16 protein-coding genes and 1 pseudogene are annotated in these 20,133 nt (G+C 43.4%); all 17 read right to left on the bottom strand.

Going from position 1 to position 20,133, the window contains the following annotated elements; all coding sequences use genetic code 11:
* Nucleotides 1–112 precede the first annotated feature (112 nt).
* Nucleotides 113–3,805 carry a helicase-exonuclease AddAB subunit AddA gene (gene addA, locus B3F51_RS07795; RefSeq protein ID WP_286946422.1) on the bottom strand — a complete coding sequence of 1,231 codons (3,693 nt, stop codon included), beginning with the start codon at nt 3,803–3,805 and terminating at the stop codon, nt 113–115.
* On the bottom strand, nt 3,789–7,139 hold the full coding sequence (locus B3F51_RS07790) for a PD-(D/E)XK nuclease family protein (protein ID WP_286946421.1): 3,351 nt from the start codon (nt 7,137–7,139) through the stop codon (nt 3,789–3,791). Before B3F51_RS07790 ends, addA begins: the two co-directional genes overlap by 17 nt.
* 97 nt (nt 7,140–7,236) lie before the next feature.
* Nucleotides 7,237–8,247: a tryptophan--tRNA ligase gene (trpS, locus tag B3F51_RS07785; protein WP_286946420.1), complete on the bottom strand. Its 1,011-nt coding sequence runs from the start codon at nt 8,245–8,247 to the stop codon at nt 7,237–7,239.
* Nucleotides 8,248–8,329: 82 nt separating this feature from the next.
* Complete coding sequence (locus B3F51_RS07780) at nt 8,330–9,142, bottom strand: glutamate racemase (RefSeq protein ID WP_228882348.1); 813 nt, start codon at nt 9,140–9,142, stop codon at nt 8,330–8,332.
* Nucleotides 9,143–9,146: 4 nt separating this feature from the next.
* The gene (locus tag B3F51_RS07775; RefSeq protein WP_070371854.1) at nt 9,147–9,740 is read right to left on the bottom strand and encodes a xanthine phosphoribosyltransferase; all 594 of its coding nucleotides are present in this window, start codon (nt 9,738–9,740) and stop codon (nt 9,147–9,149) included.
* A 133-nt stretch (nt 9,741–9,873) separates the two neighbouring features.
* Nucleotides 9,874–11,955 (bottom strand): elongation factor G, encoded by a 2,082-nt coding sequence (gene fusA / locus B3F51_RS07770; RefSeq protein WP_070371853.1) that lies wholly within the window; start codon nt 11,953–11,955, stop codon nt 9,874–9,876.
* A 100-nt stretch (nt 11,956–12,055) separates the two neighbouring features.
* Complete coding sequence (locus B3F51_RS07765) at nt 12,056–12,808, bottom strand: SigB/SigF/SigG family RNA polymerase sigma factor (protein ID WP_148637435.1); 753 nt, start codon at nt 12,806–12,808, stop codon at nt 12,056–12,058.
* The gene (locus B3F51_RS07760) at nt 12,798–13,211 is read right to left on the bottom strand and encodes an ATP-binding protein (protein WP_070371852.1); all 414 of its coding nucleotides are present in this window, start codon (nt 13,209–13,211) and stop codon (nt 12,798–12,800) included. The genes B3F51_RS07765 and B3F51_RS07760 overlap by 11 nt, the downstream gene beginning before the upstream one ends.
* Before the next feature lie 23 nt (nt 13,212–13,234).
* Nucleotides 13,235–13,531, bottom strand: coding sequence for an STAS domain-containing protein (locus B3F51_RS07755; RefSeq protein ID WP_242871621.1), 297 nt, complete (start codon nt 13,529–13,531; stop codon nt 13,235–13,237).
* A 114-nt stretch (nt 13,532–13,645) separates the two neighbouring features.
* Complete coding sequence (locus B3F51_RS07750) at nt 13,646–14,002, bottom strand: DUF948 domain-containing protein (protein WP_070371850.1); 357 nt, start codon at nt 14,000–14,002, stop codon at nt 13,646–13,648.
* Between the two features lie 16 nt (nt 14,003–14,018).
* Complete coding sequence (locus B3F51_RS07745; RefSeq protein ID WP_070371849.1) at nt 14,019–14,396, bottom strand: YtxH domain-containing protein; 378 nt, start codon at nt 14,394–14,396, stop codon at nt 14,019–14,021.
* A gap of 96 nt (nt 14,397–14,492) precedes the next feature.
* Nucleotides 14,493–14,756 carry an HPr family phosphocarrier protein gene (locus B3F51_RS07740; RefSeq protein WP_070371848.1) on the bottom strand — a complete coding sequence of 88 codons (264 nt, stop codon included), beginning with the start codon at nt 14,754–14,756 and terminating at the stop codon, nt 14,493–14,495.
* Between the two features lie 23 nt (nt 14,757–14,779).
* The gene (gene ptsP / locus B3F51_RS07735; RefSeq protein ID WP_286946419.1) at nt 14,780–16,513 is read right to left on the bottom strand and encodes a phosphoenolpyruvate--protein phosphotransferase; all 1,734 of its coding nucleotides are present in this window, start codon (nt 16,511–16,513) and stop codon (nt 14,780–14,782) included.
* Between the two features lie 27 nt (nt 16,514–16,540).
* Entirely contained in the window at nt 16,541–17,140 is a 600-nt protein-coding gene (recR, locus tag B3F51_RS07730; RefSeq protein WP_070371846.1) for a recombination mediator RecR, read from the bottom strand.
* A 6-nt stretch (nt 17,141–17,146) separates the two neighbouring features.
* A complete protein-coding gene (locus B3F51_RS07725) occupies nt 17,147–17,491 on the bottom strand; it encodes a YbaB/EbfC family nucleoid-associated protein (RefSeq protein WP_070371845.1) in 345 nt (114 codons plus the stop codon).
* 87 nt (nt 17,492–17,578) lie between these two features.
* The gene (gene dnaX / locus B3F51_RS07720; RefSeq protein WP_070371844.1) at nt 17,579–19,327 is read right to left on the bottom strand and encodes a DNA polymerase III subunit gamma/tau; all 1,749 of its coding nucleotides are present in this window, start codon (nt 19,325–19,327) and stop codon (nt 17,579–17,581) included.
* A gap of 155 nt (nt 19,328–19,482) precedes the next feature.
* Nucleotides 19,483–20,133 (bottom strand): annotated as a pseudogene (locus tag B3F51_RS07715) (hypothetical protein); the annotation flags it as partial.

The following is a 20,133-nucleotide window of genomic DNA, read 5'->3' as shown; positions in this document are numbered from 1 at the left end:
ATATAATCTAGCTAAGTTAACTGCTAAGGCAAAGTAGAACCTGTTTATTTTTAATATTTTACCATGTTTTGATTAAGAAAACACCCAATTACGGGTAAAATAATTCGACCGCTCAGGGAATGCTGAGCGCTTCGTTCATCGTAATCAACGCGATTATTTTTTCCCCCACCGGAATTCCGGTTAATTCTGCCAGGGCTTGGGCATACAGATTGATCTGCGTTTCATAGCCATTAATGATCTCCTGGCGGGTATCTTTTAAATAATCTGTTTTATAATCGATGATCACCCATTGATTGGCTTCAATAAAGGCACAGTCAATAATTCCCTGAACAATGATCTTTTCAGAAATTCCCGCCCACTCTGCTCGTATTGCTGCCGGTGGGTAAGCAAAGTTAAACGGTATTTCCCGCCTGATTGTTTCAGCTGACAATAACCGGAGCCCCAGAGCTGAGGTATAAAACCGAACCAGGTTATCAATGCAGATGGTTCGGGCCAAAGCTTCTGGCAGAAATTCTTTTTGAATCAGGATTTCAATCTGGTTTGCCAGATATTTTTTTAGAAAGACCGACAGGGTCAGCTGGCCATTATTTAGCAATTCATCCCGAATCGGTTTTAAATCGACCACTTCCATCAACAGATGGAGGGCCGATCCCCGTTGCGCAGCGGTGAAATCCGTCTGTTTTTGTTCCAGAAATTTTGGTTTCTCCTGTTTTGGAGTAATCGTTCCAAGTCGTTTAGTCGGATCTGTCAAATCGCTTTTCTGATACGTTTTAACTTCGGTCACACTCATCTTACTGGGTAGTTCGTTCTCCGCTTTGGCCGGATAGCTAAAATCCAGGCGCTGGTAAATAGCCTCCCGGTCGGCCTGTGAAATGAAACGTGTTGCCTTATCTACTACTGCTTTCGGATCATCCCTCCCCGAATCATTCACTAGTGACCGATCAGCTGAATTCTGCTTGATTTCCGTGTTTTCGGTAAACCGATCAGCCTGATGATATACAATGCTAAAATCATCCAGCTCCCGATTGGACAGCGCCGGATCCCGGCCCGCCAATACGCCCATCATCACCCAATCCAGCAAACTAGCGGCATTGAGAAGGTGGTATTCGTCCGGCTCGCTGTACCATTTTTGCCAGGCTTTTTCACAGTTCTTCACTGTTCCAACGATCACCAGCTTTTCTTCAGCTCGTGTCATCCCCACATACAGCAGCCGCATTTCTTCAGAAAGCATTTCGATGTTACTTTGGGACTTGCAGACCTCCTTGGCCAGCGAATTATGTTTGTAGCGTTTTTCCAAATTGACATAGTCCGGGCAGATCCCCAGCTCTTTATGGAATAACACCTGGGCATAATTACTGCGCTTATTAAAGCCTTTTCCGATTCCGGTAAGAAAAACAATCGGAAATTCAAGCCCCTTACTTTTATGAATCGTCATCAGCCGAACCACCGCCTGATCATTACCAACCAGGGCTGGCGGCGAAATATCCTGTTTGTATTTCTTCATATTTTCAACAAAGCGGATGAATTGATACAAACCCTTGAGGGTCGATTTTTTATAATCGCCAGCCCGCTTCAACAAAATCCGTAAATTGCACTGCCGCTGTTCACCACCGGGCAAGGCCCCGACAAAAGCATAATAACCGGATTCCAGATAAATTTTCCAGAGAAAATCTTCCACTGGCATCAGCTTGGATTGATCGCGCCATTTTGTCAGTTTTTGATAAAAGGCAGCCAGTTTTTGCGCCAGCTCGTCAGCTTCAGTCTGAGCATAGGCTTCCGCAGCCTGATAAAAAAATCCCTGAGGATGGGTAATCCGCAGCCGGGTACATTCGGTGGTGGTAAAATTGCCGATCGGTGAGGTCATAATACTCAGTAGCGGCAAATCCTGATGCTGATTGTCCATCAGGTTCAGCAAGTTTAGAATCATCGTGATTTCCAGCGACTCGTAATAATTGGTACCGCCGTCGAAATAGGTGGGAATCCCCATTTCGCTGAAAACTTTGAGATAGACATCTCCTCTTCCGACAACACTGCGCATCAGCACTCCAAAATCACCATAACCGATGACCCGTTCTTGATTATGGCGAGTATCAAAAAAGGTTGTGCCAACCAACGCTTGAATTTGCCTGGCCACAAAACGGGCCTCCACTTCGACAGCCGTCAGATTTTCCTGTTCCACTTGATCAAAAGCCTCACGATCACCATCCTCGGTTTCCTGCTGCTGCTCTTCAATGATATGGATCTCGGTTTTTTGATAGGGCCCTTCATGGGGCAGACCCTTGTTAAGCCGAGCCTGTTCATCATAATTGACTTCCCCCAGTCCGGCACTCATGACTTTCTCAAAAACAGCATTGACGCTGTTGATCACCCCCTGGGCTGATCGGAAATTCTGATTAAGGGTCACCAGACGATTATTGGGGTCTTCATCCCGACCAAAACGTTCATACTTGCCGATAAAAATAGTTGGATCAGCCAAACGAAAGCGGTAGATGCTTTGTTTAACATCCCCGACCATAAAATAATTATTATCCCGAACAATTTGCTGGAGGATGGTTTCCTGCATTTCATTGGTGTCCTGATATTCATCCAGAAAAATATAGCGATAGCGGGAGCGAACCTCTGCCGCCACATCCGGATCCATCAGAATCTTAAGGGTCAGCTGCTCCAGGTCATTGTAATCGACGAGGTTTTTCCGGGCTTTCTGGGCCTGAAAGGCCGCCCAAAATTTTTCGGTCAGTGCCACCAGATCGGCCATCGGTTTTTTCAGATCATTAAGCTCCTGAACCATCTCCTCCAGATTGATGGCAAAACGTTTCTGCAGTTTTGCGATACAGCTCTTGGCTTCATCCCGATATTTTTTGATTTGCTCATTATGTTCCTTATTCTCTTTGGCCGACCCTTTAAAGCGTTCATAGCTAAGATTTTTTAACGCTTCCAGCCCCGCAACCAGATCGTCTTGTAGCGCTTTTTTTAGGGAATTTAGCATCGCCTCTTCACTTATCATCTGCTCATGGGTTTTCTCAAAACCGGCAGCAGCGCTGAGGTCTCTGGCTTTAATGGCGGCATCCATGGCCCCCTGAAGCTCGGTTTTAATTATTTTTTTCAAGGCCTTACCCCACACCGATGTTTTCAGGCTTTTCTGATCGCAATCAAACAATGTCAAGGCCTGACGACTCCAGATCCCGGGATTTGGCTGGGTGGCCAGAAAACGGTAGAGGGTTTCCACTGTGTCTTTTAATGCCTGATCATTTTTATTGCCACTGTATTTTTCGATCAGATCCAAAAAATCGATATCCCGATCATTTTGTTTCTGATTTATTTCCTGGCTCTGCTCGGACGCTTCTGAATCTCTCCGGGCGATGGCTTGCTGGTATTCTTCTTCAAAGACCTCTTCCAGAGCCTCTTTTTGCATCAATGCCATTTCCGTATCATTGCCAATGGCAAAACCCGGGTCAATGTCACCCTTATGAAAATATTGGCGTAAAACGCTAAGACAAAAAGAATGCAGGGTGGAAATGGAAGCCCCCCCTAAACTATTTATTTGCTTCATTAAAAAGCTGCGGTCATTTTTGGGGTTTTCCAGTTCCCGGGCCAAAGCCTGACTCAGACGATTTTTCATTTCGCCAGCAGCCCCCCGGGTAAAGGTCAGAATGAGCAGCTCATCAACACCAACCTTTTCTTCCAGAATAATGCGTATAATCCGCTGGATCAGCAGTGCTGTTTTACCTGATCCGGCGGCAGCAGAAACCAACATGTTGCTTTCCCGGTTTTCGATTGCTTCTAACTGATCACTGGTCCACTTCATTGCCTTCTCCTTCCCGGATTAGTGTAAAGAACTGTTCTTTTTTCATCGCTGATTTCAGCACCTCATACCCGCCCTGGCTGATCGCCTCGTCAAACTGGCAGATGCCTTTGTAATCGCAATACTGACAGGCATAGTCTGCACCTTTTTTATAGGGCCGGATCTTTATATCACCCTGATAAATATTTTTAATTTGACGGATTACGGTTTTTCGGACGTAGTCGATAATGTCCGTAAATTCGTCCTGTTTAAGTTTGAATTCCGACCGGTATACTGGCAAAATGTCCGATGTTTTAGCATCAGCATCATGATCCATGGCGGCAATGACCAGATCATCATCCAACAGCAGCCCATTAAGCTTAAAGGACTTGTTAATGGCTGCCTGAACATTCTCGCCAAAATCTAGCCGAGGCATCGGATCATCCACATAAAAGTAGAAGGTTCCACCAGGCAGGATCTCCTCAGCCGGGATAACGGTCATCGCCCCGTCGAGATAGACCAGCAGTTGGAGCGAAAGACCATAATAAATGTCATCGTAACCCAGTTTCTTACTGCCAGTTTTATAATCAATCACCTTGACCCAGGTGTGGCCGTCTTTTTGATAGAGGTCCAACCGGTCAATTTTGCCGTAAATTTTGACCTCACCCAGTTTGGCATCCGGTAGGCTTAACTCCTGTTCAAAGCAGAACTCAGTAGCCTGGGGTTCAAAATCCCCGGCACACAGTTGTTGCACCAGAATGTCAATCGACTTTTTACCCACCCGTTCCAGTTTTTTGCCTAAATACTGGTTTTGGCCAGTGCTGTTAAAAACATTGGTTTTGATCTGCGGCAGGCAGCTTTCCAGCACCTCTTCCAGCAGGGTATCCCGTTTGATTTTTGGCAGGGTACGCAGATCAAGTTGCTGCTCCCGTACAGCCCTAAAAAAACCGTCAATCAGTTCATGAAGCAGGGTACCAATTTCTGGCGCTGCAATCGTATAAATAGGCCGCCCCTCCGGTTTTAAACCATATCGGACATAATGGGAAAAGGGGCATTGACGGTGGGTTTCCAATCGGGTAATACTGGTTCGCAGATTTTTACCGTAAAGCGCAGCAGCCTCTGTTCCGGTCATGGCCTGAGAAACTCCGGCATAGTTCAGGGCCTGCATCAGATTGTCAATGTTTTTTCGGTAGGCCGGATTGTTTTGATACCAGTCTAGTACTTCTGCCCACAGTACCCTTTCCTGCTGGGTCGCACTAGACTCGGTCTGGCTTTTACGGAGGTAATTGACCAGGTGCCACAGGGTCGCATCGGGAGTACTGAGGCTGTTCCAGAACGCTGCTACCCCATCAGTAAGGGTTGAGATGATCTCAATTGTCGGAAAGATTCCCAGAATCTGGCTGACCAGAATACTGGGCTGCTGACTGTTGCCTTCCAGATCGGCTAAAGCCCAATGGAGGACCAACCGGGACTGTGGTTTTGTCAACAGATCATAAACCAGAAACCGTTCCTGATCCATCTGAAAACTGCGATTGTTTTGCAGCCAGATCTGGTTCGCCCCAAGAATCTGCCGTTCCAGATCTGAAAAAAGATTGGGCTCGCTCCCAGCGCCGGGAATTTTACCTTCGTTCAGACCAAAAACAATCAGAACCTCAAAAGCCGAGCTACGACTCCGGCGTAGATCAGTGATGCTGACATAGTCCCGATAGGGTGGAATAATCCCCAACTGATAGCCCTGAAATCCGCTTTTTAAGATCCGCAAATATTCTTCACCAGTCACTTCATCACTTCCCATGGTTTCGACAATCTGATCAAAGACTTCCATTAGAATATTCCAAATCTGGTGATAAATCTCCATCGCTTCATAATTTTGTTCCTGTAAAAGTTGTTCCACCAGGGCCTCAATTTTTTCCGGGGTTTTGATTGTGACCAGAAATTCATAGAGGGTTCGGGTATAATCCTGGCAGGTTTGTCCAGCCTTGAGCGCTGCTTTGAGCTGAGCCAGGGGAGTAATTAGTTTAACCCGCAACGCATTCAGACTTACAAGTTCCAGAGCCGAATTCTGGCTGATTTTGGAAAATTCCTGCTCCCATTGTTTGCCCCGGATGCCAAACTCCAAAGCATAGTTTTCCAGATCTTCACATTCAGACAGGGAAATCGGTGAAAACCCGGTTTTAACAAAACCAATAACATCATCAAGCCGGTAGTTACTCTGGATCGCCTCCAACGCTGTCACCACTGCTTCGACCAGATGATTATCGCCAATGGCCCGGAGATCATCCATGAAAAAGGGAATCTGATATTGCGCAAAAATGCGCTTAATAATGCTGCCGTATTCGTCCAGATCACCGGCCAGAACCACTATATCACGAAAGGACAGCCCCTCTTCCCGGATCAACTCAAGAATCGTGTGGGCACCCATTTCCACCTCTTCCCAGGTATTCTGGCATTGGATCAAGCTGATTTGATGGACTGCTTCCGGGTATTTCAGCTTGGGATAGGCAAAAAGATTGGCTTCCAGGTGAGCAAGCTCCGGTTTTTTTTGATGCACACTAGAAATCTTTTCCACCTTAAATGAAACCTGGGCCCGAGCCCCGATTGCTTTGATGGCGTCCATGGTAGTGGCTGTTAAGTGAAACACTTCTAGATCCCTGGCAACGGGATTGGGATCCCAGGGCAAGGCAATATGGATTTCTGTGGCTGTTTCCAGCAGATTTCCAATCATCCGGTAATCCTGGGCTGAGAAATTCTGAAAACCATCAATCCAGATTTCACTATCTTTAAGAAATTCTGCCGTTGGTATTTTTCCGCAAACAAAATTACGTAAGTCTTCTTCGTCTTTACGATCATTTCCCAATAATTCCTGAAAATGGCGATAGATTTTAATCACATCTCCCAATTTTTGAGGCATGATCCCCTGATTCAGGCGCTTTCTCGTTTCTTCCAGATTTTCCGGTGAGATCTCATTCTGCTTAAGTTCACCAATCAGATCTGCTATGTTTAGCAGAAAACCGGGTTTCTTCACGCTCGATCGATAAATGGTTAATTGTTCCTGAATGTCTCCCAGGGTTTTTTGCAGCAGCATATTTTTACCGTGGCTGTCCATATAGGTCTTGGTCAGTCCACCGGTTTCCTGAAGCACCCGATTTTCCAGCCGTTTGGGACTCAGCACTTCGACATCAAGCAACCCGGACAACCGATTGGCCTTGATCAGGGCTTCTTCGGCACCCAGCGTAAACTGCTCCGGTACCACTAAATATAGCTTTTCTTTACCTGCATCCAGGGCTGCACCAATCTGGCGATAGACTTCCTGACTCAAACGCTGAGATTGCCGGCCGACGATCATTGTAATTCCCATCCGTTTTTCCTTTCTGAATTTCTCCCTCTTAATTATCCGCTATTTTAAAAAATCACCATCCCTTTTTGGAAGATGGTGATCAAAACTGTCCTGAATATTATACGGTCACAAAACCTACTTTTTTGCGCACCTTTGACAGGGTTCGCCAGGCAATCTGGGAGGCCTTTTCGGCATGAACATGCATAATCTGTTCCAGATAAGCCTTTTCACCGAGTAACCGGTGATACTCGTTTTGAACTGGCAAAAGGGTATCGGCGACCGTTTCGCCGACGGCCAGCTTGAAATCTCCATAGCCCTTGCCATCAAATTCCCGGGTGACTTCTTCCAGACTTTTTCCGGTGGCACAGGAATAAATTTCCATTAAATTAGAAACCCCAGCTTTTTCTTCACGATTATGATAGACAGCCATATCCGAATCGGTAACGGCTCGTTTAAACTTCTTGATAATCGTTTTAGAGTCATCCAACAACGAAATAAAGGCATTGGCATTTTCATCCGATTTGGACATTTTTCGATTTGGTTCCTGAAGACTCATAATCCGAGCTCCCGACTCGCCAAAATACGCTTCCGGCACCTTAAAGACGTTACCAAAATTCTGATTGAAACGAATGGCAATGTCCCGGGCCAGTTCCACATGCTGACGCTGGTCGTTGCCCACCGGCACCAGATCGGTTTGATAAAGTAAAATATCTGCAGCCATCAGCACCGGATAGTCAAACAAGCCAACCCGGATGTTTTCCCCCTGCTTTTGGGATTTGTCTTTAAATTGCGTCATGCGGCTCAGTTCGCCCATATAGGTTGAACAATTTAGAATCCAGGCCAGCTCTGAATGCTCCGGTACCATTGATTGCACATAAAGGATCGATTTTTCCGGGTCAATCCCCAGGGCTAACAGCAGCGCAATCGATTCATAAGTCCGTCTGCGTAAATCGGCCGGATTCTGGGGCATGGTGATGGCATGCAGATCGACCACACAGAAAAGGCTACGATAGTCTTCCTGCATCTTTACCCAGTTTTTCATGGCGCCAAAATAATTGCCAATGGTAAAGGTTCCCGATGGTTGGATGCCGCTATATACTATTTTTTTTACTGGTGCTTCTGTTGTCATAGTTACTCCTTATTTTAATAGCAGTTCATTCTTAGTGTCTTCCAACTGCCATAATCTCTTTAAAATTCTGTGATCAACTGAATTATGGTAGTTTCAGTTCTGTCAGTTCCAGTGAATCACAATCAAGTTCCAATTCTTTGATCATTCGCTCAAAAATGTCGTAATCGGCTGTTGTCAGAATTTGGGTACTGCCAACTTCGTCCTGGGTGTTAAAATAATTAAACTCGGCCAGGTGCTTGTTTAACTGCCGAACCAGGCCATTGGCCGGGTTGATCAGCTCTAGCTCCGGGTACATTTGTCGGATGGTAACTGCCACAATCGGAAAATGAGTACACCCCAGTAGCAGTTCCTCGATAACAATACCTTTTTTGATACCCTTTAATAAAATTGGTTCAACGGCCTCTCGGATATTGTTTTTCAGGATTTTTAAATCACCCTGACCATCATTAATGACCTTGGCCAGGGTATGGGTTCCCTGAGCAATATACTCGACCTCCCGGGTCCACAACTCCAGTTCCTTTTCGTAGCCCCGATTTTTGACGGTGGCCGTGGTGGCAATCAGTCCAACCAGACCCCGATCCCGCCAGTTGAGCGTTTCTTGAACTCCGGCTTCAATGACACTAAACAGCGGCACCCGGGCGCTCAGCTCAACAATCAGCGAAGACAGGGTGTTGCAGGCTAAGACCACAGCTTTTACCCCTCTATTTTCGAGATCACGGATTATGGTATTTGCCAGCATGATCAGTTCGTCGTTTTCCCGCTCACCATAAGGCATTCGCATTGAATCGCCAAAGTAGAGATAATTTTCATTGGGCAGTCGGTCTTGAAGTGCTTTCAGGACGGTAAAACCACCGATGCCCGAATCGATGACGCCAATGGGTCCATTGTTGTCCATCGTTTCACTTCTTTCCTGATTGATCACGGAATATAATCCCTTTTTCCTTACTCATGTCATCGATGATCGCCAGAGATTCCAGGGCGACACCCTGCTCACGGATTAACGCCCCGCCATCCTGAAAACCTTTCTCGATAGCGATTCCCACGCCCACCAGGGTGGCCCCGGCCTGATTGATTAAATCGATTAACGCTTCGACCGCTTTGCCATTGGCCAGAAAATCATCGATAATTAAAATACGATCGGTTGGATTTAGATATTTCTTTGATACCATAATTTTATAAGCCTGCTGTTTGGTATAAGAATAGACATCACTGGAATAAATTTCCTCGTCTAAATTAAGCGATACATATTTTTTTCCAAAAACCACCGGACAATAGTCAAAATACCTGGAGGTACTGGTTGCAATGGCAATTCCTGATGTCTCAATTGTCAGGATTTTATTGACTCCCTCTCCGGCAAAGCGTTTGGCAAAAACCTTTCCCATTTCTTCAAATAATTTCACATCCAACTGATGATTTAAAAAAGAATCCACTTTTAGGATTCCCTGGCCTTTGACGAGGCCTTCTTGTCTGATTTTTTCTTCTAATAATTCCATTGACTGCTCCTTCGTAACCTAATCGAATTATTATAACATACTCTTGTTGATTTGAACAACCACGATTCCACTCCGTTTCTTTGCAGAAAGAAAGGCGGGAATCTCTTCCCGCCTCAGGCTGTTAAAGTCAGCTTTATTGTTCTTTTTCTTTTTGTGCCGCAGCGATAACTTTTTCAGCAATAATCATTGGAGCTTCTTCATAACGAACGAATTCCATTGAAAACTCACCTCTCGCTTGGGTCATCGAACGTAACTCCGTGGCATACTTGAACATTTCCGCCAGCGGGGCTTCTGCTAAAATTCGTTGTCGTCCCCCCGCTGCTGATTCCATTCCCATGATACGCCCACGTTTTTTGTTTAAATCACCCATGATATCACCCATATACTCTTCCGGGACGGTAATATCAATGTGATAAATTGGTTCCAGAAGAACTGGTGCCGCTTCCTTCATGCCTTTGCGGTAAGCCAAGGTGGCCGCCATTTTAAAGGACATTTCATCGGAGTCCACAGCATGATAGGATCCATCATAGAGCGTTGCTTTGACACCAGTAACCGGATAACCAGCCAGAACACCTTCAATCATACACGCTTCCAAACCCTTTTCCACGGCCGGGATGAAGTTACGCGGAACCGCCCCACCAACAACCTTATCAACAAATTGAAATGGTGCATTGGGATCATCGCCGGGCTCAAAATCAATCCAGACATGACCAAACTGGCCGCTACCACCGGATTGTTTTTTATGTTTTCCTTCAGCCGTTGCTTTTTTCTTAATGGTTTCCCGATATGGCACTTTCATATCAACCAGATTGACATCGACACCGAATTTTTGTTTCAGTTTTTGAGAAATAATTTCCAGATGCATCTCTCCCAAACCGGAGACCAATGTTTGCTTGGTTTCCTTATTTCGGCTCACTGTCATGGTTGGATCTTCTTCCACCAGACGGTGCAGGCCAGTGGCCAATTTATCGATATCTGCTTTGGTTTTGGGTTCAATCGCCATCGATATAATTGGCTTGGGCAATTCTATTTTATCATACACGATGGGCGATTTGATGCTGGTTAAGGTATCCCCGGTAACCGTATCATTTAACTTGGAAAACGCTCCGATATCCCCAGCTTCCAGCTTTTCGACCTCGATCTGTTTATTTCCTCTTAATACGTAAATATGATTGGCTTTTTCTTTAACTTCCTGGGTTGCATTATATACTTCAACTGAATGATCCAAAACCCCTGACATCACTTTAAAAATTGATAACTTGCCAACATAGGGGTCGGCAATCGTTTTAAATACCAATGCCGAAAATGGTTCATTATTGCTACATTTGCGCTCGATTTCTTTTTTGTCCCGGGGATCTTTTCCAATTTCAAATTTCCCCTTGCCTGGCGATGGCAGGTATTCTATAATCATGTTTTCCAGGGTTTCCACCCCAATATTCAAAACGGCAGAGGTACACAATACCGGAATTATTTCACCATTATCGATCCCCTGACGAATCCCGGTATGGATTTCATTCCGGGTCAGTTCTTCACCTTCAAAGTATTTCTCCATCAGACTTTCACTGGTTTGGGCTACTGACTCCATAATCATATCCCGATAGGGTTCCAGTTCTGCTTTCATTTCATCTGTGATGGGCACATCAAAACAACGATTGTCTTTTCGCTGGCTACCAGTCAGATCAACGATGTTGACAACCCCATTCATCGCCTCTCCTTCACCCATTGGTAATTCAAAAGGCACAACCTTATTGCCAAAGGTTTCTTTTAATTCGTCCATCACCTTGGCAAAGGTGGCATTTTCACGATCCATTTTATTAACAACAATAAATGCTGGAATATTTGTTTTTTCCAAAAGTTCGATAGCTTTTTCAGTTCCGACCTGAACACCCGAAAGTGCATCAACGACGATAACAACCGCATCGGCCACTCGAAGTGCCGCATAGGCATCCCCAATAAAATCAAAATAACCTGGCACATCAATAAGATTGATCTTATGTCCACCAAATTCTAAAGGAATAATAGATGATGAAATTGAAAACTTTCGTCTTTTTTCTTCTGGATCAAAGTCCGATAGGGTATTTCCCTCGTCAATTTTTCCCATACGATCAACGGCACCTGCATTAAATGCCAATGCTTCAGTCAAGGTTGTTTTTCCGCTCCCACCGTGACCTAGTATAAGAATGTTACGGATGTTCTTTGTTGGATACGTTTTCATGCTGTTTCCCCCTCGCTTATTTTGCCAATGATTTAATTGGTTTTTTTGGTATAAAGCTATTTTATATTATTTCTAAAAAATAATCCACAAAAAGATTTATTTATAGATCTTCTTTTATTTTTTTCATAACTTTTTTTTCAATTCGCGATACCGTCATCTGGGATTTGTTAATAAACTCGGCCACTTCTTTTTGGGTTTTTCCCCGAAAAAATCGCTGTTCAACAATAATCCGTTCAACCGGATTAAGTGATTGAATTTTCTGCTTTAAAAGATCGATATTCTCGACATTTTCCATGTTGTTATCCAGGTTTCCCAATAAATCCATCAGGCTGACTTCCTGTCCATCCTGATTGCTTTCATATTCCATTGATAACGATTTCGGATAGTACGCATTGCTACTTTCCATCGCTTTTATGATACTTTCTTCTGATATCTCCAGATACACGGCAATTTCAGAGATCGTTGGCGACCGCATCAGCTTATGTTCCAGGGTCGTTCGGGTTTGGTTTATCTCCCGATTGAGATCCTGAACCTTACGAGGTATCCGGATCAGCCATTCTCGATCCCGGTAATAGCGCTTTATTTCGCCAATTATCGTTGGTGTGGCAAAAGTATCAAACTCATAGCCGCGACTGACGTCAAAGCGTTCCACCGCATACATTAAACCCAGACAGGCGACCTGAAAAATATCTTCATTATCGCCGTTCTTATGCCCATATTTCCGGGACAGAATCTTGGGAATATAAAGATAATTCTCGATAATCAGATCTCTTAGCTCCCGATCCCGTGTTTCTTCGTACTCGGCAAATAGCTTTTTGACATCTTCCTTACTGATTTTTCTTTCATATTTCATGGGTCGTCGATAGGTTCTTGATCATGGTAATTGAGGTTCCAGATCCTCTCTCACTAACTATTTCCACCCTATCCATTAGTGATTTGATGATAAATAAACCAAACCCCCCTAATTGTTGGCCATTAAGATCCGGCTTGGCCACTGTTTCTGGCTCAAAACCAATACCTCGGTCGGTTACCGTAAAAACTAATTTATTGTTCTCAACAACATAGGTCAAATCGTAGGTTGTATCGGTATTCTTACTATGGTTTAAGGCATTTGTACACGCCTCGGATACGGCAACTTTCAGATCTTCCACGTCGCCGATTGAAAATCCCATATTATTTGCCACTGATGCAATTGTTAGCCGTGCCAGGCTGACATACTCAGGTTTGGTCGGTAATGTCAGTTTTATACTATCCATTCTTCTTCCCCTTCTCAATTTGCTTAGTTTACAGGGTTGTCTACGATTTCAATGATCTTATCAACGCCTGTGAGTGACAACAATTTTTTGATGTTGGGCCGTGGATTTATCATAATAATTTTTTGTCCCATTTCTTTCGTTTTATTTCGCAATTCAATGAGAACCCCCATGCCGGTGCTATCCATATAAGATAACTCAGAACAGTCTAAAATGATTTCCGGGGCCTGTGTTCTTATTTTTTCTTCAATTATTTCCCTGAATTTTTCAATAGAATAAATGTCGATTTCGCCTTTAATACTGACCATACTTGTTTTTTCCATTTCAATTATGCTGTTACTGCTCATATAATCTCCATTTCACAATTAATCTGTAAATTCAAAACAAGGCCCAATGAGGTAACCACCGTCATTGGGCCCAGGGCTGTAATCCACGGCCTATACCTTATCTTTTCTATTTCTGGTTTGAAAAACTCCCAAGCCTCTCTTCAAAATCGATGCGGCCTTAACCACGGGGTCAATCACATCCTGTTTAATAGTATTAAACGCCAATTCAACCTCATCTACCATCAGATTTGACTTATCCACAATCTGGGCTGTCGATTTTGTGATGTCGTCGGTATTTTCCATAATGCTGTGAAGAGCCAGACGGTTTTCTTCCAAAAGCTTTGTGGTTGTGTCGAAGGTTGCTGCCAGACTTTTAAACAGCTTAACTAAATAAACGGTTCCAAATACGAAGGCAACACCCACAAGTAATAGAGCCAGTTCCCACAAGCTAAAATTTAGCGTTATCATTTATGACTTCCAACCTCTACTCTTCTTTAGCTGCAACTTCAGCCTCTTCACTTGACTCCGCTTCTTCTTTTTCAAGGGCTTCCAATTCCTCACTCAGATCAGCAATATCCTGTTCAACTTCGTCTTGAATTTCCTGAATTTTGCTTTCAATCTGATTCTTATATTCATTTACCCGTTCAGTAAATTGTTCTTGCATATCCTGGAATTGTTCTTTGAGATTTTCACCATATTCCACGGCTTGATCATAGGCATTACCCAGTGCGCCTTCAGTGCCTTCAATCAATTTCTTTCGAGTTTCATCGCCTGACGATGGCGCCAGCAACACACCCAATGTCCCGCCGATGATGGTTCCCAGAAAAAGTCCGCCAACAAAATATAATTTGTTACTGCTCATTTTAATTCCTCCATTATTCATTGTGATATTTATCTCATTTTACCTCATAATCTCCTCAATTAACAGTTATTTCTTAATTTTTTTATTTCAAAGAAACTATTCGCCAAACTTATCATTAATTAATTGCACCAGTGCATCCACTGCTTCAGTTTCGTCATCGCCTTCGGCCTGAATCTCAATGGTTGTTCCCTGAGAAATCCCGCCAGCCATAATGCCCATAATGCTCTTGGCATTAATTGAATTTCCTTCTTTGATTACAAATATTTTTGATTTGAACTTTCCGGCTGTTTGCACAAACATTGACGCAGGGCGGGCATGCAAACCTGTTGCATTTAAAACTGTTACTTCTTTTTTTATCATTGTAATCCTCCTAATGATTGTTTTTAAATATATAGATTTAATTTTTTCATTGATTCCTGCACAAAATCCATTATTTCCTCACCCGTCTCCATATTAAGAGCGGCCGTAGCGATGGCCTTTGCATCTTCATAGCGAACACTGCGAATAATCTTCTTAATCTGAGGAATTGATAACGCACTCATACTGAATTCATCAAGACCCAGACCCAATAGGAGTATTGCCGCCAGAGGATCGCCAGCCATTTCACCGCACATCCCGGTAAAGAACTGATCTTTTTTGTCCGACGTAGCCGTTACCAATTGAATCAGACGCAATATAGCTGGGTTAAACGGGTCATATAGGTATGAGACTTCCTGATTCATTCTGTCTACCGCCAGCGTATATTGACAGAGATCGTTTGTGCCAATACTGAAGAAATCAACCTCTTTTGAAATAATGTCGGCGGCAATCGCTGCCGACGGAATTTCAATCATAACTCCCACCTTTACGTCCTTGTCATAAGCAATCTGCTCATCATCCAGTTCTTTCATGCAGTCTTGCAGGATGGCTTTTGCTTGTCTCACCTCGGTAATCGAGGAGATCATCGGAAACATAATATGTGCATGACCATATACACTGGCCCGCAGGATTGCCCTGAGTTGGATTTTAAATAAGCCGACCTCTTTAAAACACAAACGAATTGCCCGTAAACCCAAAAATGGGTTCAGTTCGTCATCCATCGGCAAATAGGGGAGTTTTTTATCCCCGCCGATATCCAGGGTTCGGATAATTACCGGCCCGTCAGGAAACGCTTCTAATACTGAACGGTAGGCCGCAAACTGTTTTTCTTCGCCGGGCATTACATCGCTGTTCATGTACAGAAATTCGGTTCGGTATAGCCCAACACCGACACCTCCGTTCTTCAGAACTCCTGCCGCATCATTGGGTTCGCCGATATTTCCAACCAGCTCAACCTTTCTGCCATCCAGCGTAATCGCATCCAAATCTTTTAATTCTTCCAACTCTTTTAAATAATCCAGATATTTTTGTTTTTCTTTTTCGTAGAATTCCAACTCTTCATTGCCGGGATTAACGCAAACCCTGCCTGTCAAACCATCAACAACCATTAAGTCTCCGGTTTTAACAGTCTCCGTAATATCACACAAACCAAGAACAGCTGGAATTTCCAAACTACGGGCCATAATGGCGGTATGCGATGTTCGACTGCCAATATTGGTGGCAAAACCCTTCACCCGCTTTTTATCCATCTGTGCCGTATCCGATGGCGTCAAATCATCGGCGATAATAATCACATCTTCATCCAGTTGGGATAAATCTGCCTGGACAATTCCCAGAATATTCTGGAGCACTCGTGTTCCGACGTCTTTTATGTCGGCTGCCCGGGCGCTGAAATAGGGATCATCCATCTGATCAAAGATCTCATAAAAACGATCGGTTACAATCTTAACCGCATTGTCGGCACTGAGATGACTATCATTAATTTCTGCTTCTACCCCTTCAACAAATTCCGGATCATCCAAAACCATGGCATGGGCTTCAAAGATCGCACCTTCTTCCTCACCGAGCTCACTAATTGCTTGTATCCGGATTGTTTCCAACTGCTCATGACTTTTCTTTATGGCATTCTGGAACTTTTCGATTTCTTTGTCTGGGTTCTCTACTTTATTTTTATTGACTTCAACTATGACTTTTTCGTAAACAAGTGCCTTCGCAATGACAATACCAGGTGATGCAATGATTCCTTCTTTAACAAACATCTTAATTCTCCTTTAATTATTAGAGGTTTATATCTCACTTCTTCCTTCAAAGGCTTTAATTAATGTGATTTCATCTGTATATTCAAGATCCGCACCGATGGGAATACCCTTTGCCAACCTGGTGACTTTTACACCAAGGGGACTGATCAGATTCCCTAAATACATGGCTGTGGCCTCCCCTTCTACGGTAGCATTTGTTGCCATGATAACTTCTTTAATGTCATTTTCTCCAAGACGCAGTAATAGTTCTCTGGCTTTGATGTCCTGCGGTCCAATCCCGTCCAGCGGTGAGATGGCACCATGCAGAACATGGTACAGCCCATTATACTCCCGGGTTTTTTCAATTGCAAAAATATCCCGGCTGTTTTGTACAACGCAGATGGTTTGTTGATCCCGCTTCGGATTCTCACAAATATCGCAGATTTCTTTATCCGTGATGGTATAACACTTCTGACATAGTCCAATTTTAGCTTTAGCAGACGTTAGTGCCTCAGATAAGCTTGCAATCTCTTCATCCGAGAGGCTAAGAATATGAAAGGCTAATCGTTGTGCTGATTTTTCTCCGATCCCCGGTAGTTTACCCAACTCCAGAACCAACCGCTCAAGGGTTTTTGGATAATAACCCATCGAGCACTACATTAAACCTGGAATATTCATTCCACCGGTAATTTTGCCCATTTCAGCATTAACCATGTCTTCTGCTTTGACGATGGCCTCATTGACCGCAGCAACCACCAGGTCTTCCAGCATTTCAATATCATCTTCATCAATCACTTCCGGATCGATCTTAATTGACAGAATCGTTTTTTTTCCTGTTGCAACCACTTTAACAGCACCACCGCCTGCAGTAGCTTCTACTTCACGTTCTTCCAGTTCGGCTTGTAACTTCGCCATATCTTGTTGCATTTTCTGCACTTGTTTCATCATGTTATTCATGTTTCCGCCGCCCATTCCGACCGGCAATTTTCTTTTTGCCATTCTATCCTCCTGTGATTTTCTATTCTTAATAACTTCATTATTATAACACTAATGGTCTATGATTATCACTATCTTTTTACCCTAATTTTACAGTTCGTCATCGGCATTGATTATTTTTACTGCCTGATCATTAACGATTCTCAAGGTTTTTTCGACCAGGTCAAGTTCGTTAAAATTCTCGTCTTCCAGTTTAATTGTGATCGAAATTTCCTTGCCCAACTTTTGCAAAAGAGCCATTTCAAAACCTTTAATTAACTCTGGTTTATTGACAAACTGGTAAAAGTTTCTGTTTTCAGGCGAATAAACAATCAAAAGATGTGTCTCATCCTCCAACGTCGGTTCACCGCGCTTTAAAAACATAGCCTGACCTGAGTTTGTTTTTCCGATTTCTTCACAAAGCATTTTAAAGAATAGCATCCCATCGTGACGGCTGCTTCCACTTTTTATTTTAATATCCGATTTTGCATGAACCGGAGCCTTGTCCGATTCACCTTCCGGCCCCTCGTCTGCGCTATTAGTTGTTTCAGATTTCTCTGCTGGCACCGAAATAACATCTGCCGCCGACTTGCTTATTTCACTTTTTACTATTTCATATTCAGCTGGACGTTTTAGTGACTCTGCCTGAATTTCTGACTTTCGGCATGTTTTCTCCAGCCTATCGTGAGGTCTACTTTGCAGCAGCGGTTTTTTTTCGTTGTTTTGGAAAACTGTTTCGACCGCCGGAATCAAAGCTGTCTGTTGATCACCGAGGCATATCTTTAACAAAGCCATTTCAACGATAATTGCCTGTAGATTACTGTATTTGAGTTTATTTTTTTCTTCTATTAAAAGGCTGATCATTCGATATAGTCGGTCAAACGTTAATTCTTTTCCTAATTGTTGGTATATGATAAAGTCATCAGGACTACAGAGTAGTATTTCTTTAGCCGTGTCTTTTGCTGTTTTTGTAATCAGCACTCCCCGTAGAAATTCGATGATCTGATCCATTAACAGTATTGAATCTTTACCATTATCAACCAGGTTCCGTAAGTTACTCAAGACGCCAGCGCTGTCATGAGCAAGAATCAGTTTTACCAGGTCACCAATAGCCTGTTTTTCTGCCATACCAGTAAACGCCAGTAGGTCTTCAACCGTGACATGGCCAGCTTCATCCTTGAGATCAATAATCTGATCCAATAAGCTGAGAGAATCACGCATTGAGTTCTCCCCCCGGCTTGCAATAAAATCAAAACTCTCATCGGACATGGTCACCTGAATATCCTGACAGATTTTTTTCATCTGTTCGATGATTAACGCTTTCGGTATCGGACGGATTTCATAGCGTTGACAACGGGATAAAATTGTCACCGGACATTTATTCGGTTCTGTTGTCGCCAATATAAATACGGCATGTTCCGGTGGTTCTTCCAGCGTTTTTAATAGCGCATTAAAAGCCTCTTTTGTGAGCATGTGTACTTCATCGATAATGTATACCTTGTACTTGCCAACAGTCGGCGGATATTTTATGCGCTCACGAATTTCGCGAATTTCATCGACGCCGCGATTGGAAGCACCATCGATTTCGATGATATCCATTACTCCCGGACGATCGATTTTCAAACAAACATCACAGCGATTGCATGGGTTTCCATCAATTCCATTGGGACAATTGATTGCTTTTGCAAATATCTTTGCCAACGATGTTTTTCCGGTTCCTCTAATTCCGGAGAAAAGGTAAGCGTGTCCAACTCGGTTAAACTTAATCTGATTTCTTAGTATTTTCGTAATACTATCCTGTCCCACAACCTCATCGAAAGTTTGTGGCCGATATTTTCGATAGAGCGCTAAGTATGACATTGTTCCCTCATTTTCCTGTACTTAATTTTACTTTATTCTACTTTATTATATTACAATCGTAATTAATTGTATAGTCAAATGCATGCATACCCCATGACAGTCATTTATCAAAAAAGAAGTTCCTTTTGAGATATCAAAAGGAACTTCCTAAATTTTTATAGAAGATGAAACGGCAGTTCTTTTTCTTTTTTAGCTTTTTTTGCCTGTTCTTTTTCAGCTTGAGCTTTTTTTCTTTTTTCGGCAATTTCTGCGCGAACGTTTTTTTCTTTTGCAATTGCACGTTCAATCGCACTTGCAGTTAATTCTTGCAGTTCTTTTGCTTTATTCCTGATTTCTTTACGTAGCCGATCCTCAAGTTCGATTTTGTTTTTTTCCTTTTCTTCGGCTTCTTTTTGACGAGCCCGCTCGATTTTTTGTGCTTCTTCTTGCTCGGCCTTTAATTCTGCCTTGGCTTCAGTTTCTTTTTTGGCTTCAAGCTCTGCTTGTTTTTTTGCTTGTTCCTGTTTTTTTGCTTCTTCCAACGCTTGTTTCTCAATCGCTGCTTTTTTAATTGCAGCTGCTTCTTCCTGAACTTTATGATGCACTTTTTCGATTAGTGCCTTGGATTTTTCTGCCACTGCCTTAGCTTTCTTCTCTGCAGCTGCTTTTGCTTCTGCTGCTTTTTGAGCAAGTTCTTCCGCCTCTGCTTTGGCTTTCGCTTCTACTTCTGCCTTGGCTTTTGCCTCTGCTTCTACTTTGGCTTTTGCCTCTGCTTCTGCTTTGGCTTCTGCTTTGGCTTTTGCCTCTGCTTCTGCTTTGGCTTTCGC

This window comes from Acetobacterium sp. UBA5834, assembly GCF_002435675.1.
GTDB lineage: Bacteria > Bacillota > Clostridia > Eubacteriales > Eubacteriaceae > Acetobacterium > Acetobacterium wieringae.
Note: the sequence above shows the minus strand (reverse complement) of the source record. Positions and strands in the feature narration are given on the sequence as shown.